This is a genomic window from Streptomyces sp. NBC_00510 (genome assembly GCA_036013505.1).
GTDB lineage: Bacteria > Actinomycetota > Actinomycetes > Streptomycetales > Streptomycetaceae > Actinacidiphila.
In genome coordinates this window covers 3,484,376-3,498,903 of the sequence record CP107851.1, presented here as the reverse complement: position 1 = coordinate 3,498,903, position 14,528 = coordinate 3,484,376, and the positions used below count along the sequence as shown (strand labels likewise).

The 14,528-nt window shown below is 71.1% G+C and carries 17 protein-coding genes; 16 read left to right on the top strand and 1 reads right to left on the bottom strand.

The features are described 5' to 3' along the window. Positions 1-29: 29 nt before the first annotated feature. The 3 genes from ffh to ftsH all read left to right on the top strand — a co-directional run bounded on the left by ffh (position 30) and on the right by ftsH (position 4,132). Positions 30-1,571 (top strand): signal recognition particle protein, encoded by a 1,542-nt coding sequence (ffh, locus tag OG937_15315; protein WUD72966.1) that lies wholly within the window; start codon positions 30-32, stop codon positions 1,569-1,571. A 74-nt stretch (positions 1,572-1,645) separates the two neighbouring features. Further along, positions 1,646-2,161, top strand: a complete 516-nt coding sequence (locus tag OG937_15310; protein WUD72965.1) for a GNAT family N-acetyltransferase — start codon at positions 1,646-1,648, stop codon at positions 2,159-2,161. A 36-nt stretch (positions 2,162-2,197) separates the two neighbouring features. Further along, positions 2,198-4,132, top strand: a complete 1,935-nt coding sequence (ftsH, locus tag OG937_15305) for an ATP-dependent zinc metalloprotease FtsH (protein WUD72964.1) — start codon at positions 2,198-2,200, stop codon at positions 4,130-4,132. 30 nt (positions 4,133-4,162) lie between these two features. On the opposite strand, the gene OG937_15300 is transcribed toward ftsH, so the two are convergent. Further along, positions 4,163-4,993, bottom strand: coding sequence for an SAM-dependent methyltransferase (locus tag OG937_15300; GenBank protein ID WUD72963.1), 831 nt, complete (start codon positions 4,991-4,993; stop codon positions 4,163-4,165). Between the two features lie 216 nt (positions 4,994-5,209). Here OG937_15300 and proS point away from each other — a divergent pair, with 216 nt between their 5' ends. From proS to OG937_15235, 13 genes are all read left to right on the top strand, one after another. Beyond that, positions 5,210-6,622 carry a proline--tRNA ligase gene (gene proS, locus OG937_15295; GenBank protein ID WUD72962.1) on the top strand — a complete coding sequence of 471 codons (1,413 nt, stop codon included), beginning with the start codon at positions 5,210-5,212 and terminating at the stop codon, positions 6,620-6,622. Between the two features lie 190 nt (positions 6,623-6,812). Beyond that, positions 6,813-7,403, top strand: coding sequence for a hypothetical protein (locus tag OG937_15290; protein ID WUD72961.1), 591 nt, complete (start codon positions 6,813-6,815; stop codon positions 7,401-7,403). Positions 7,404-7,629: 226 nt separating this feature from the next. Beyond that, positions 7,630-8,061, top strand: a complete 432-nt coding sequence (gene rpsP, locus OG937_15285; GenBank protein WUD72960.1) for a 30S ribosomal protein S16 — start codon at positions 7,630-7,632, stop codon at positions 8,059-8,061. 2 nt (positions 8,062-8,063) lie between these two features. After that, on the top strand, positions 8,064-8,303 hold the full coding sequence (locus OG937_15280; GenBank protein WUD72959.1) for an RNA-binding protein: 240 nt from the start codon (positions 8,064-8,066) through the stop codon (positions 8,301-8,303). A 91-nt stretch (positions 8,304-8,394) separates the two neighbouring features. Then, complete coding sequence (gene rimM / locus OG937_15275; protein ID WUD72958.1) at positions 8,395-8,919, top strand: ribosome maturation factor RimM; 525 nt, start codon at positions 8,395-8,397, stop codon at positions 8,917-8,919. 4 nt (positions 8,920-8,923) lie between these two features. Further along, positions 8,924-9,733 (top strand): tRNA (guanosine(37)-N1)-methyltransferase TrmD, encoded by an 810-nt coding sequence (gene trmD, locus OG937_15270; GenBank protein WUD72957.1) that lies wholly within the window; start codon positions 8,924-8,926, stop codon positions 9,731-9,733. A gap of 133 nt (positions 9,734-9,866) precedes the next feature. Beyond that, positions 9,867-10,217 carry a 50S ribosomal protein L19 gene (gene rplS / locus OG937_15265; GenBank protein WUD72956.1) on the top strand — a complete coding sequence of 117 codons (351 nt, stop codon included), beginning with the start codon at positions 9,867-9,869 and terminating at the stop codon, positions 10,215-10,217. A 41-nt stretch (positions 10,218-10,258) separates the two neighbouring features. Further along, positions 10,259-10,897: a signal peptidase I gene (gene lepB / locus OG937_15260; GenBank protein WUD72955.1), complete on the top strand. Its 639-nt coding sequence runs from the start codon at positions 10,259-10,261 to the stop codon at positions 10,895-10,897. Beyond that, on the top strand, positions 10,890-12,023 hold the full coding sequence (gene lepB / locus OG937_15255) for a signal peptidase I (protein ID WUD72954.1): 1,134 nt from the start codon (positions 10,890-10,892) through the stop codon (positions 12,021-12,023). Before lepB (OG937_15260) ends, lepB (OG937_15255) begins: the two co-directional genes overlap by 8 nt. 61 nt (positions 12,024-12,084) lie before the next feature. After that, on the top strand, positions 12,085-12,822 hold the full coding sequence (gene lepB, locus OG937_15250) for a signal peptidase I (GenBank protein ID WUD78750.1): 738 nt from the start codon (positions 12,085-12,087) through the stop codon (positions 12,820-12,822). 43 nt (positions 12,823-12,865) lie between these two features. Continuing rightward, a complete protein-coding gene (gene lepB, locus OG937_15245; protein WUD72953.1) occupies positions 12,866-13,630 on the top strand; it encodes a signal peptidase I in 765 nt (254 codons plus the stop codon). A 2-nt stretch (positions 13,631-13,632) separates the two neighbouring features. Next, entirely contained in the window at positions 13,633-14,112 is a 480-nt protein-coding gene (locus tag OG937_15240) for an NUDIX hydrolase (GenBank protein WUD72952.1), read from the top strand. 39 nt (positions 14,113-14,151) lie between these two features. Next, positions 14,152-14,478, top strand: coding sequence for a DUF2469 domain-containing protein (locus tag OG937_15235; protein ID WUD72951.1), 327 nt, complete (start codon positions 14,152-14,154; stop codon positions 14,476-14,478). The last annotated feature ends 50 nt before the right edge of the window (positions 14,479-14,528 follow it).

Below are 14,528 nucleotides of genomic sequence, written 5' to 3'. Positions count from 1 at the left end.
CGCCCCCGACCTGAGGATCCGCGACCGACGTGTTCGACACCCTTTCCGACCGCCTCGCAGCGACGTTCAAGAACCTCCGGGGCAAGGGCCGCCTTTCCGAGGCGGACATCGACGCCACCGCGCGCGAGATCCGCATCGCGCTGCTGGAGGCGGACGTCGCGCTGCCGGTGGTGCGCGCCTTCATCAAGCAGGTCAAGGAGCGGGCGTCCGGGGCCGAGGTCTCCCAGGCGCTGAACCCCGCCCAGCAGGTCATCAAGATCGTCAACGACGAGCTCGTCGGCATCCTCGGCGGTGAGACCCGCCGGCTGCGGTTCGCCAAGCAGCCGCCGACCGTGATCATGCTCGCCGGTCTGCAGGGTGCCGGCAAGACGACGCTGGCCGGCAAGCTCGGCCGCTGGCTGCAGGGCCAGGGCCACGCCCCGCTGCTGGTCGCCGCGGACCTCCAGCGTCCCAACGCCGTCAACCAGCTGCAGGTCGTCGCGGAGCGGGCGGGCGTCGCGGTCTTCGCGCCGGAGCCCGGCAACGGCGTGGGCGATCCGGTCCAGGTCGCCAAGGACTCCCTCGACCACGCCCGTACCAAGCAGTACGACGTCGTCATCGTCGACACCGCCGGCCGCCTCGGCATCGACGCCGAGATGATGCAGCAGGCCGCGGACATCCGCGACGCCGTGCAGCCCGACGAGATCCTCTTCGTCGTCGACGCCATGATCGGCCAGGACGCGGTCAACACCGCCGAGGCCTTCCGCGACGGCGTCGGCTTCGACGGCGTGGTGCTCTCCAAGCTCGACGGCGACGCCCGCGGTGGTGCGGCGCTCTCCATCGCGCACGTCACCGGCCGTCAGATCATGTTCGCCTCCAACGGCGAGAAGCTGGACGACTTCGACGCCTTCCACCCCGACCGGATGGCCTCGCGCATCCTGGGCATGGGTGACGTCCTCAGCCTGATCGAGAAGGCCGAGCAGACCTTCAGCCAGGCCGAGGCCCAGAAGATGGCCGAGAAGCTGGCCAAGGGTCCCAAGGAGTTCACCCTCGACGACTTCCTCCAGCAGATGGAGCAGGTCCGCAAGATGGGCTCGATCTCCAAGCTGCTCGGCATGCTCCCGGGCATGGGCCAGATCAAGGACCAGATCAACAACCTCGACGAGCGCGACGTGGACCGCACGGCCGCGATCATCAAGTCGATGACCCCGGGTGAGCGCCAGGACCCCACGATCATCAACGGCTCCCGCCGCGCCCGCATCGCCCGCGGTTCCGGTGTGGACGTCAGCGCCGTGAAGAGCCTGGTGGAGCGGTTCTTCGAGGCCCGCAAGATGATGTCGCGGATGGCCCAGGGCGGTATCCCGGGGATGCCCGGCATGCCGGGCATGGGCGGCGGCGCACGTCAGAAGAAGCAGCAGAAGAAGGCCAAGGGCAAGCGGCAGAGCGGCAACCCGCTCAAGCGCGCCGAGCAGGAGAAGGCCGACGCCGCCCGTCGCGAGCAGCAGCAGGCCGGTGGCGCCTTCGGCCTGCCGGCCGGCCAGGAGGGTCAGAACTTCGAACTGCCCGACGAGTTCAAGAAGTTCATGGGCTGACCCAGGTCCGCGTCCGTACGGCGGCGGCGCCCCCCGCGCAGGGGGCGCCGCCGCCGCGCGTGCATCATGGACCCATGCGCGTACACATCCGTCCCCCGGAGCCGGCCGACGCCCCCGCCTACCGGGAGGCGGTGCTGCGCTCCGCCGAGCACGTCGGCCGGTGGAACCCGGTCGAACCGGACGGGCTGCCCGAACTGCTGCGGCGCCAGGGGCCCGTGCTGCGGACGTTCCTGATCCTCGACGAGGAGAGCGGCGGGATCGTCGGCAAGTGCAACGTGGCCAACATCGTCATGGGGCGCTTCCGCAACGGCAGCCTGGGCTACGACAGCTACGTGCCCTTCGCCGGGACCGGGCGGATGAGCGAGGGACTGCGGCTGGTCGTCGACCGCTGCTTCGCCCCCGAGCCGCGGGGCCTGGGCCTGCACCGGCTGGAGATCAACGTGCAGCCGGAGAACGAACGGTCCGTCGCCATGGCCAAGCGCCTCGGTTTCCGCCACGAGGGCTTCACGCCCCGGATGCTCTACCTGAACGACGCCTGGCGCGACCACGAGCGCTTCGCGCTCACCGCCGAGGAGTGGCCGGGAGTCTGAGGGGCGCCGGAGCGGCACTGTCCTTATTGTCAGGATATGGGCAATCCCGTACCGCCCCGGCAGAATCCGGACGACCCATGGCGGACGGAGGGCGCGCCAGCCTCGCCGCCCACTCGGCGACGGCGCCGCATGGGCGGCTGGGGCGGCATGATCCTGACGGCGCTCGTCGTCTTCCTCATCACCGACCTGGTGCTCTCGTTCTTCACCGGGTCCCGGCCGACCACGATCTCGTACACCGAGTTCAACCGGCAGCTGGCCACGGACAACATCTCGAAGATCTACTCCAAGGGCGACTCCATCGAGGGGCAGCTCAAGAAGAAGCAGGACGTGCCGGGGGCGGACGAGGGCACGTACATGCAGTTCAAGACCCAGCGGCCGGTCTTCGCCGACGACGACCTGTGGGCGACCCTGACGAAGAACAAGGTCACCGTCACCGCCGAACCCGTGGTCCAGCAGCGCGGCCTGCTCTACAACCTGCTGCTCTCGCTCGCCCCGGTGCTGCTGCTGGTCCTGCTCTGGCTCTACGTCTCCCGCCGGATGAGCAAGCTCGCGGGCGGGCTCGGCGGCCTGGGCGGCCTCGGCCGCAGGGCCCCGCCGACGCCGGTCGTCCCGGAGGCGGGCCGCCGCACCACCTTCGCCGACGTGGCGGGCATCGACGAGGTGGAGGCCGAGCTCAACGAGGTCGTCGACTTCCTCAAGCGCCCGCAGGCCTACCGGGCGCTCGGGGCGCGGATGCCGCGCGGCGTGCTGCTCGCCGGACCGCCCGGCACGGGCAAGACCCTGCTCGCCCGGGCCGTGGCCGGCGAGGCCGACGTGCCGTTCTTCTCCGCCTCCGCCTCCGAGTTCATCGAGATGATCGTCGGCGTCGGCGCCGGCCGGGTGCGCGAGCTGTTCGCCGAGGCCCGCAAGGTCGCCCCGGCGATCATCTTCATCGACGAGATCGACACCATCGGCCGTGCCCGCGGCGCCGCGGGCGGCATCGGCGGCCACGACGAGCGGGAGCAGACCCTCAACCAGATCCTCACCGAGATGGACGGCTTCTCCGGCTCCGAGGGCGTCGTCGTCACGGCCGCCACCAACCGGCCCGACGTCCTCGACCCCGCCCTGACCCGGCCCGGCCGCTTCGACCGCGTCGTCCACGTCAGCCCGCCCGACCGTACGGGCCGTGAGGCGATCCTCCGCATCCACCTGCGCCAGGTCCCCCTGGAGGGCGGCATCGACCTGACCGCCGTGGCCCGTGCGACGCCGGGGATGACGGGCGCGGAACTCGCCAACCTCGCCAACGAGGCCGCGCTGCTCGCCGTCAAGCGCGGCAAGGGCGCCGTCGGGCAGGGCGAGCTCTCCGACGCCCTGGAGAAGGTGCAGCTGGGCGCGGCACGCCCGCTCGTGATCCCCATCGAGGAGCGTCGCCGTACCGCCTACCACGAGTCCGGGCACGCCCTGCTCGGGATGCTGCACCCGGGCGCCGACCCGGTACGCAAGATCACCATCGTCCCGCGCGGCCGCGCCCTCGGGGTCACCCTCTCCACCCCCGACTCCGACCGCTACGCGTACACCGAGGAGTACCTGCGCGGCCGGATCATCGGCGCGCTCGGCGGCATGGCCGCCGAGCACGTCGTCTTCGGGGTGATCACCACCGGCGCCGAGAACGACCTGGAGCAGGTCACCAACGTCGTCCGGGGCATGGTCGGCCGCTGGGGCATGAGCGAGAAGGTCGGCCCGCTCTCCGCGATCCCGGCCGACTCCCAGCAGCCCTACGGACTGTCCGCAGCCCCCGCCACCCTCGACGTGATCGACGCCGAGATGCGCAGGATCGTGGACGAGTGCTACGGAACGGCCTGCCGGCTGCTGGGCCGGCACCGCGAGCAACTGGACGCCCTCGCGGAGCGGCTGCTGGAGGCCGAGACGCTGGAGGAGGACGAGGCCTACGAGGCGGCGGGCATCCCGCGGCTCGCGAAGGCCGTCGAGTAGCCGCCGTACGGCCGCGCGGGAACGCTGCGGCTACACCCGGGCCACCAGGTAACGGAACACGTTCTCCATCCGGACCGTGCCGTCGCCGCGCCGGTACGCGTGCAGCGCCTCGCGCAGCTCCTTGCGCACCTGGTCCTCGTCGGTGGCCGCCACGGCGGCGTCGAAGAGCCCGGTCGACACCAGGCCGCGTACCGCGCTGTCCATGTCGGGGTAGCCGAACGGGCAGGACACCCGCCCCGAGCCGTCCGGACGCAGCCTCGCCTCCCGCGCCAGCTCCTCCAGGTCGTCACGGCCGCTGAGCCGGACCGCGGCGGTGGTGCCGCGCGGCTCGGCCAGCCGGGCCGCGACCCGCAGCACCCGCCCGGTGGCGCAGCGCTCGGGCGGCCCCCAGCCGGCCAGCACGACCGGGGTGCCCCGCTCGGCCAGACCCGCCGCGGCGCCGAGCGCGGGGACCAGCGCCGCCGGTGCCGTCCCCGGGTCGAGGGCGGTGATCATCGTGAACGGCGCCCCCTCCGGTACGGGGACCTCCGCCGGGCCGCCCGGCACGAGCCGGGTGCGCCCGCCGCGCGACCGTGCCGGCGCGCCCCACTGCGGCTCGGGCAGCAGCCGCTGCCGGGCCAGTTCGAGGCGCCGTTCGTCCGGATCGCACCCCGTGACCGCCGCGCCCCGGGCCGAGGCCATGAGCAGCGCGAGTCCCGATCCGCAGCCGATGCCGAGCAGCCGGGTGCGGGGGCCGACCTCCAACCGCTCGTGCACCGCCTCGTAGAGCGGTACGAGCATCCGCTCCTGGATCTCCGCCCAGTCACGCGCCCTGCCGTCGGTCCGGTGTGTCCGTGGGTGCCGTGCGAGCGTAGGTGTCATCGAGCGCCCCAATCAGCCGCGTCGCCGTCTCGCCGAAAGCCTTCCTCGTACGCCCCCCGGTTACGCCGCGCACCGTCATCGTCACGCCGCGCATGCCCCCGGAGTCAGCCAACTCCCCTTCCGGGCCGTAGTCCAGAGGTTTGAAGGTGAGGATTGGGCCGATTCCCGACCCCGCCGATTCACGTCCGGTGCCGCTGTCCCCGTACCATCTGCGGCATGGCAAAGGCTCCCGTACTCACACCCCAGGCGGACGATTTCCCGCGCTGGTACCAGGACCTGATCAACAAGGCCGAGCTGGCCGACAACGGCCCGGTGCGCGGCACCATGGTCATCCGGCCGTACGGGTACTCGCTGTGGGAGCGGATGCAGCAGGAGATGGACGCGCGGATCAAGGAGGCGGGCGCCCAGAACGCGTACTTCCCGCTCTTCATCCCGCAGTCCTACCTGACCCGGGAGGCCGAGCACGTCGAGGGCTTCGCGCCGGAGCTGGCCGTGGTCACCCACGGCGGCGGCAAGGAGCTGGAGGAGCCGGTCGTCGTCCGGCCCACCTCCGAGACGATCATCAACGAGTACTTCTCCAAGTGGGTGCAGAGCTACCGCGACCTGCCCCTGCTCATCAACCAGTGGGCCAACGTGGTCCGTTGGGAGATGCGCTCGCGGCTCTTCCTCCGTACGAGTGAGTTCCTGTGGCAGGAGGGCCACACCGCGCACGCCACCTACGAGGACGCCCGCGACTACGCCGCGATGATCCACCGCGACGTGTACGGCGACTTCATGACCGGCGTCCTCGGCATCGACGTGGTCCTCGGCCGCAAGACCGCCCGCGAGCGCTTCGCCGGCGCCATCAACACCCTCACCCTCGAGGGCATGATGGGCGACGGCAAGGCGCTGCAGCTGGGCACCAGCCACGAGCTGGGCACCAACTTCGCCAAGGCCTTCAACACCTCCTACCTGTCGAAGGAGGGGCAGCAGGAACTGGTCTGGCAGACCTCCTGGGGCGTGTCGACCCGCATGGTCGGCGGCCTGATCATGTCCCACGGCGACGACAACGGACTGCGTGTGCCGCCGCGGCTGGCGCCGGTGCAGGCCGTCGTCCTGGCGATCAAGGGCGACGACGCGGTCGTCGCCAAGGTCCGCGAGATCGGCGACCGGCTCAAGGCCGCCGGCGTGCGCGTCCAGGTCGACGTGCGCACCGACACCCCGTTCGGCCGCCGCGCCGTGGACTGGGAGCTCAAGGGCGTCCCCGTCCGCGTGGAGGTCGGCCCGCGCGACCTGGAGAACGGCACCGCGATGCTCGCCCGCCGCATCCCCGGGGGCAAGGAGCCGGTGGCGATCGACGAGCTGACCGCGCTGGTGCCCAAGGCGCTGGAGGAGGACCAGGCCACGCTGCTGCGCCAGTCCCGCGAGCGCCGCGAGTCCCGCACCGTGGACGTCAAGACGATCGCCGAGGCCGCCGAGGCCGCGGCCACCGGCTGGGCCCGCATCCCCTGGGCCGACCTCGGCCCGGAGGGCGAGGCCAGGCTGGCCGAGCAGGGCGTGTCCGTGCGCTGCCTGCTGACCGAGGACGGCCAGGTTCCGGAAACGGACGACGCGCCGGGTACCGCGGCGATCGTCGCGCGGGCATACTGACCGTCAACTGACTGAAAAGCGACGTACGTAATCGGCAGTACGTCCACGCTTGAGGCGGGTGCGTGACTTCTCCACTGTCCTCCGCACCCGCCCTCAGCCGTACGCATCATCCGGAACTGACTAGTACGTGCAAAATATTTGGGATGGCCCGGTATCGGAACACAGGGCGCCCCCGGCTCGTTGTCACGACGTGAGCACGACACCACCAGTCCTCGCCGCCGAGCTGGCAGTCGCATGGGCCGACATTCAACGGCACCATCCCGAACTGCCCGACCTGGCCGCCCCCGAGTCCCTGATCGGAGAGTCCTCGTCCGCGTGCGGCACGGAGCTCTCCTTCGAGCGCCTGCTGCACGAGGCCGTCCACGGAGTCGCCGCCGCGCGCGGCGTCCGGGACACCTCGCGGGCAGGCCGCTACCACAACCGTCGATTCCTGGCCATCGCCGACGAGCTCGGCCTGGACCACTCCGAGGAGCCGCACCCCAGCAGCGGCTTCTCCCTGGTCCAGCTGCGCCCGGACACCAAGAAGCGCTACCGGGCGACGATCGACCGCCTGCAGCGCGCGCTCAGAGCGCACACCGTGGCGACCGCCGCCGACACCGCCCGCAGTTTCCGCGGGCCCGCCGCCCGGCACGGGTCCTCGGGCGGAGGCGTACGGGTGAAGGCGGTCTGCGACTGCGGACGCAACGTCCGGGTCGTGCCGTCCGTCCTCGCGCAGGCGCCGATCGTCTGCGGGGCGTGCGGTACGCCGTTCCGGATTCCGGAGGCCGCGGCGGTCGCGTGAGCGCCCGCCGCGGCACGGGGGCGGCACCGTACGGGGGACGGCGCCGGTGGGGTCACCGGCGTACGGCGGCATGCCCGCCGTATGGCAGAATGGTCAGCTGAGCACTCGGCAGCCGTGCAGGACCCCTCTCTCCTTCGGCTGACGCGTCCGTCGGGCAACCGGCTCCACAACCCCACGTGGTGGTCCGGCCTGCCCAACCACGTCAACTCCAGGAGAACCCACTCCCGTGGCAGTCAAGATCAAGCTGAAGCGTCTGGGCAAGATCCGTTCGCCTCACTACCGCATCGTCGTCGCCGACTCCCGTACCCGCCGTGACGGCCGGGCCATCGAGGAGATCGGTCTGTACCACCCCGTCCAGAACCCGTCGCGCATCGAGGTCAACGCCGAGCGCGTCGCGTACTGGCTGGGTGTCGGCGCGCAGCCGACCGAGCCCGTGCTCGCCATCCTGAAGAAGACCGGCGACTGGCAGAAGTACAAGGGCGAGCCGGCTCCGGCCCCGCTCCTGGTCGCCGAGCCCAAGGCCGACAAGCGCGCCCTCTTCGAGGCCGCCGCCAAGGACGCCGGTGACGAGTCCAAGGGTGAGGCCATCACCCAGAAGGCCAAGAAGTCCGACAAGAAGGACGAGGCCGCCGAGGCGGCCGAGTCGACCGAGGCCTGATCGTGCTCGAGGAGGCCCTCGAACACCTGGTCAAGGGCATCGTCGACAACCCCGACGACGTGCAGGTCGCCGAGCGCACCCTGCGTCGGGGGAAGGTCCTGGAGGTCCGGGTGCACCCCGACGACCTCGGCAAGGTGATCGGCCGCAACGGCCGCACCGCCCGCGCCCTGCGCACGGTCGTGGGCGCGATCGGCGGACGAGGTGTCCGCGTCGACCTCGTCGACGTGGACCACGTCCGCTGAGGTACGCAGCACCGGCACGGGCCGGGGGTGGCACTTGGGCCGCCCCCGGCCCGTGGCCGTATCCGACACGTGAGCACAGGAGCGCGATCAAGTGCAGCTGGTAGTGGGACGCATCGGTCGCGCCCATGGCATCAAGGGCGAGGTCTCGGTGGAGGTGCGCACCGACGAGCCGGAACTGCGGCTCGCCCCGGGCACCGTGCTCGTCACGGACCCGGCGTCGGCCGGCCCGCTCACCATCGAGACGGGCCGGGTGCACAGCGGCCGGCTGATGGTGCGCTTCGCCGGCGTGAAGGACCGCACCGGTGCCGAGGCGCTGCGCAACGTCCTGCTGATCGCCGACGTCGACCCGGACGAGACGCCGGAGGACCCCGAGGAGTACTACGACCACCAGCTGGTCGACCTCGACGTGGTCACCGCCGACGGGACCGAGGTCGGCCGGATCAAGGAGATCTCGCACCTGCCGTACCACGACCTGCTGGTCGTCGAACGGCCGGACGGCAGCGAGGTCATGGTGCCCTTCGTCGCCGAGATCGTCCCCGAGATCGACCTGGAGCAGCAGCGCGCGGTCATCACGCCCCCGCCCGGCTTGCTGGACGAGGCCGAGGCGGAGCAGTAGGCCCATGCGCATCGACGTCGTCACGATCTTCCCCGAGTACCTGGAGCCGCTGAACGTCTCCCTGGTCGGCAAGGCCCGCGCACGCGGGCAGCTGGACGTGCGCGTCCACGACCTGCGCCAGTGGACCCACGACCGGCACAACACGGTCGACGACACCCCGTACGGCGGTGGCCCGGGCATGGTCATGAAGCCCGAGCCGTGGGGCGAGGCCCTGGACGCGGTCCTGGAGTCGGGGGAGGGCGATCCCGTGCTGGTGGTCCCCGCCCCGAGCGGCCGCCCCTTCACCCAGGAGCTCGCGGTCGAGCTGTCCGGGAAGCCCTGGCTGGTCTTCACCCCGGCCCGGTACGAGGGCATCGACCGGCGGGTCATCGAGGAGTACGGGGAGCGGCTGGACGTCCGCGAGGTCTCCATCGGCGACTACGTCCTGGCCGGCGGCGAGGCCCCGGTGCTGGTGATGGTGGAGGCCGTGGCCCGGCTGCTGCCGGGCGTGCTGGGCAACGCCGAGTCGCACCGCGACGACTCCTTCGCCCCCGGTGCCATGGCCGACCTGCTGGAGGGCCCGGTCTTCACCAAGCCCCCGGTCTGGCGGGACCGCGGAGTGCCGGAGGTGCTGCTCAGCGGCCACCACGGCAAGGTCGCCCGCTGGCGCCGCGACGAGGCCTTCCGCCGTACGACGGAGAACCGCCCCGACCTGATCGAGCGTTGCGACCCGGCCGCCCTGGACAAGAAGGACCGCGCGATGCTCGCGGCCCTCGGCTGGGTGCAGGGCGAGGACGGCCGATTTGGGCGACTCCCGGAGTCCGTGGAAGAATAGGCGGCTGCTGCCTTGCGTCCGGTGTGCGCCCCTGCCACAGGGGGACATGACGCCCGTCCGACGCGGAGGCAGTCGGATCACCACCACTACTCCCGCCGATGACCTGTGGCATGGGCGAAGAAAGCAGACGAACATGTCTCACCTGCTCGACTCCGTCGACGCCGCGTCGCTGCGCAGCGACGTCCCGGCCTTCCGTCCCGGTGACACCGTCAACGTCCACGTCCGCGTGATCGAGGGCAACCGCTCCCGTATCCAGCAGTTCAAGGGCGTTGTCATCCGTCGCCAGGGCGCCGGCGTCCGTGAGACCTTCACGGTCCGCAAGGTCTCCTTCAGCGTCGGCGTCGAGCGTACCTTCCCGGTGCACAGCCCGATCTTCGAGAAGATCGAGCTCGTGACCCGCGGTGACGTCCGTCGCGCCAAGCTGTACTACCTCCGTGAGCTGCGCGGCAAGGCCGCGAAGATCAAGGAGAAGCGCGACAACTGAGTCCGCCCGGCATATGCGGGGCCCTATAGGCTCTGCGCCTGATGGACACAGAGGTGCACCTCCCGGAGCGCGACCGCGCCGATCCCGCCGAACAGCGGGTTGAGCGGTCGCGCTTCGGCGTACGTACACAGCGGTATGCGCTGCTCGCCGTGGCGGCCGCCGCCGTGATCGCGCTGGTCAACGTCTTCGTGGCCCAGCCCTTCGAGATCCCCAGCGGGTCGATGGAGAACACCCTGCGGGCCGGGGACCGCGTGCTGGTCAACAAACTGGCGTACCGTTTCGGCAAGGTGCCCGCCAGAGGCGATGTCGTGGTGTTCGACGGCGAGGGATCGTTCGTGCAGGACTCCGGCGGGACCGACTACGTCAAGCGGGTCATCGGTGTCGGTGGGGACCGGGTGACCTGCTGCGACGAGCGGGGCAGGATCACCGTCAACGGGCGCCCGCTGGACGAGACCTATCTTTACCCCGGGGACACGCCGTCCCGGGTAGCGTTCGACATCGAGGTTCCGAAGGGGAGGCTGTGGGTGATGGGTGACCACCGTGCCGACAGCCGGGATTCCCGTGACCATCTGGGCGACCCCGGAGGGGGCACCGTCCCGGTGGACAAGGTGATCGGCCGGGCCGAGGCGACCTTCTGGCCGCTGGGCCGCCGCCGCTCCCTGGACGGCGCCCATGGGTAACCGCGGGCGGGCGAACGCCGGCCAGCCGAGCCGTGCCGAGTACCTGGGCGAGGAGCCCGCGGGCCCGCGCAGGGGCGGCGGCCGGGCCGAGCGGCGCAAGCTGGCGCGGAAGGTCAAGCGCAGGCGGCGGCGTTCCGCGGCCAGGGAGATACCCCTGCTCATCGGGGTCGCGCTGCTGATCGCGCTGGTGCTCAAGACCTTCCTGCTGCAGGCCTTTGTCATCCCGTCGGGCTCGATGGAGCAGACGATCAGGATCGGCGACCGCGTCGTCGTCGACAAGCTCACGCCGTGGTTCGGCTCGCGGCCGCAGCGCGGCGACGTGGTGGTCTTCAAGGACCCCGGCAACTGGCTGGAGGGCGAGCAGGCCCAGTCCGGCGAGGACCCGGTGGTCGTGAAGCAGGTCAAGGAGTTCTTCACCTTCATCGGGCTGCTGCCGTCCGCGGACGAGCAGGACCTGATCAAGCGGGTGGTCGCGGTCGGCGGCGACACGGTGAAGTGCTGCGACGCCCAGGGGAAGATCACCGTCAACGGGACCCCGCTGAACGAGCCCTACATCCATCCGGGCAATCCGCCGTCGGAGATCAAGTTCACGGTCAAGGTCCCGCCGAACCGGCTCTTCGTGATGGGTGACCACCGGTCCAACTCCGCGGACTCCCGCTTCCACCTCAAGGACGCCGGCGACGGCACCGTGCCGGAGAACCTGGTGGTGGGCAGGGCCTTCGCCGTGGCCTGGCCGATGGGGCACTGGGCGGGGCTGAAGGAACCGGCGACGTACTCCGGCGTCGCCGCGCCGGGGGGTTCGGGCGCGTCTGCCGCGAGGGCGGGCCCGGGAGTGGCAACATCCAACAATCGGCAAGGAATGACCCCGCTCCCGACTCCTGCGGAACTCCCGCTCGTTATGGGGGTGGTGGGCTTGCGCCGCATATGGCGCGGGCGGCAGCGCGCAGCAAGCGGAGTAAGCGGAGTAAGGAGTGGATGTGGGGGACCTGGTGGTCGGCGCAAGGTCCGGACGCGGAGAGCCGGAGGATCGGGACCCCACGTCGGGCGGCTCGGCGGGCGATGGCGAGGCGCCGCTCGGAAAGAAAGGCCCGGACGCGGGCGCGGAAACCTCCGAAGAGGCGAGTGACACGAAGGGCCGTGACGGCGACGCGGGGAAGAAGCAGCAGCAACGTTCGTTCTGGAAGGAACTGCCGCTGCTGATCGTCATCGCGCTCGCGCTGGCCTGGCTGATCAAGACCTTCCTGCTGCAGGCCTTCTCCATCCCCTCGGCGTCGATGGAGAACACCCTCAGGATCGGCGACCGGGTCCTGGTCGACAAGCTCACGCCCTGGTTCGGCTCCGAGCCCGAGCGCGGCGAGGTCGTCGTCTTCCACGACCCGGGCGGCTGGCTCGGCGAGACCGTCCCGGTGGACACCAACCCGGTGACGAACGCGATCCAGAAGGGTCTGAGCTTCGTCGGCCTCATGCCGTCCGCGGAGGAGAAGGACCTGATCAAGCGGGTCATCGCGGTCGGCGGGGACACGGTGGAGTGCAAGGGCACCGGCCCGGTCAAGGTGAACGGCAAGGCGCTGGACGAGCCGTACATCTACCCGGGGAACACCCCCTGCGGTGACCGTCCCTTCGGCCCGATCAAGGTTCCGGACGGCCGCATCTGGGTGATGGGCGACCACCGGCAGGACTCCCTGGACTCCCGTTACCACCAGAACCTGCCGGGCAACGGCACGGTCTCCGTGGACGAGGTCGTCGGCCGCGCGGTCGTCGTGGCCTGGCCGATCAGCAACTGGTCCACCCTCCCCGTGCCCAGCACCTTCGACCAGCCCGGCATCAACGCGGCGGCAGCGGGTCTGCCGGCCGCGGGCGGACTGGCCGGTGCGGCCCCGCTGGTGCTGTGGCGGCGGCGCCGTCTGATCAACCGGGCCGGGTGAGAGGGCTGCCCCCGGTCCGTACCGCCGGGTAGGGTGCGGACGCATGAGCACGAGCACACGCACGGGCACGCGGACGGCGACGGGGCGAGCAGGCGAACAGGGCGGCGGGCGGACCGGACGGATAGTCTCCGGTCTGGCCGTCGCCCTCGGCTGCGTGCTCTTCCTGGGGGGTTTCGTCTGGGGGGCGCTGGTCTACCGGCCGTACACCGTCCCCACCGGATCCATGACCCCGACCGTCGACGCGGGCGACAAGATCCTCGCCCAGCGGATCGACGGCTCCGAGGTGCGACGCGGGGACATCGTGGTCTTCACCGACCCGCTGTGGGGCGACGTCCCCATGGTGAAGCGGGTCGTGGCGGTCGGCGGTGACAAGGTGGCCTGCTGCGACAAGCAGGGGCGGCTCACGGTCGACGGCAAGCCGGTCGACGAGCCGTTCCGGCTCGACCCCGAGGGACCGGCGTCGCCGACCTCCTTCTCGGCCACCGTGCCCCGGGGCAACCTGTTCATGATGGGCGACAACCGGGCGACGTCCGAGGACTCCCGCTTCCGCCTCGGCGACGCCGACAACGGCTCCGTGCCGCGCAGCACGGTGTCCGCGCGGGTCGACGGCGTGGTCTGGCCGCTCGGCCGCGCGGGCATGGTCGCCCGGACCGGCGCGTTCGCCGCCCTGCCGGGCGACGGGCCCTCCGGCCCAGGCCCTTTGCGCACGGTGGGCGTGGCGCTCGCGGCCGGAGTGGTCCTGATCTTCGCTGGTGCGGCCTACGGTCCGGTCGCGGACCGGGCCCGGCGGCGGAGGGCGGCGCGATAACGATGCGACGGCGCGCGGCCCGGCTCGTCCTCCTGGACCCCTCCGACCGGATCCTGCTGCTCCACGGGTACGAGCCGGACGACCCGTCCGTCACCTGGTGGTTCACGCCGGGCGGCGGCGTCGAGGAGGGCGAGAGCCTGGACGTCGCGGCGCGCCGCGAGCTGGCGGAGGAGACCGGGATCACCACGGCCCTGCTCGGGCCGGTGCTGTGGGAGCGCTCGTGCGCCTTCGACTTCGACGGCCGGCGCTGGGAGCAGGACGAGTGGTACTACCTGGCCCGCACCGACGACGTCCGGGTGCACACGGCCGGTCTGACCGAGCTGGAGCAGCGCAGCGTCGACGGCCTGCGATGGTGGACCTGTGAGGAACTGCTGGCCTCGCATGAGACGGTGTACCCGACCAGGCTCGCCGAGCTGCTGCGCGCATTGCTCGACGAAGGTCCCCCATTGTCCCCGATTCACCTGGGGACGGAGCGTGACTGACGCACAATGGGGGGACGTACGGCTGAAGGGGAACATGCCATGAGCGCCGAGGACCTCGAGAAGTACGAGACCGAGATGGAGCTGAAGCTCTACAGGGAGTACCGGGATGTCGTCGGCCTGTTCAAGTACGTGATCGAGACGGAGCGTCGTTTCTACCTCACCAACGACTACGAGATGCAGGTGCACTCGGTCCAGGGCGAGGTGTTCTTCGAGGTCTCCATGGCCGACGCGTGGGTGTGGGACATGTACCGGCCGGCGCGCTTCGTGAAGCAGGTGCGCGTGCTGACGTTCAAGGACGTGAACATCGAGGAGCTGAACAAGGCCGACCTCGACCTACCCTCGGACGACTCCGGCTTCAACGGCTGAGCCGGCCGGGGCCGGCGGGTTGTCCACAGGCCCCGATCAAGATCATCTCT

Coding starts and splice junctions, on each gene's coding strand:
- OG937_15310 (WUD72965.1), top strand. CDS start 1,646: ATGCGCGTACACATCCGTCCCCCGGAGCCGGCCGACGCCCCCGCCTAC.
- ftsH (WUD72964.1), top strand. CDS start 2,198: ATGGGCAATCCCGTACCGCCCCGGCAGAATCCGGACGACCCATGGCGG.
- OG937_15300 (WUD72963.1), bottom strand. CDS start 4,993: ATGACACCTACGCTCGCACGGCACCCACGGACACACCGGACCGACGGC.
- proS (WUD72962.1), top strand. CDS start 5,210: ATGGCAAAGGCTCCCGTACTCACACCCCAGGCGGACGATTTCCCGCGC.
- trmD (WUD72957.1), top strand. CDS start 8,924: ATGCGCATCGACGTCGTCACGATCTTCCCCGAGTACCTGGAGCCGCTG.
- rplS (WUD72956.1), top strand. CDS start 9,867: ATGTCTCACCTGCTCGACTCCGTCGACGCCGCGTCGCTGCGCAGCGAC.
- lepB (WUD72955.1), top strand. CDS start 10,259: ATGGACACAGAGGTGCACCTCCCGGAGCGCGACCGCGCCGATCCCGCC.
- lepB (WUD72954.1), top strand. CDS start 10,890: ATGGGTAACCGCGGGCGGGCGAACGCCGGCCAGCCGAGCCGTGCCGAG.
- lepB (WUD72953.1), top strand. CDS start 12,866: ATGAGCACGAGCACACGCACGGGCACGCGGACGGCGACGGGGCGAGCA.
- OG937_15240 (WUD72952.1), top strand. CDS start 13,633: ATGCGACGGCGCGCGGCCCGGCTCGTCCTCCTGGACCCCTCCGACCGG.
- OG937_15235 (WUD72951.1), top strand. CDS start 14,152: ATGAGCGCCGAGGACCTCGAGAAGTACGAGACCGAGATGGAGCTGAAG.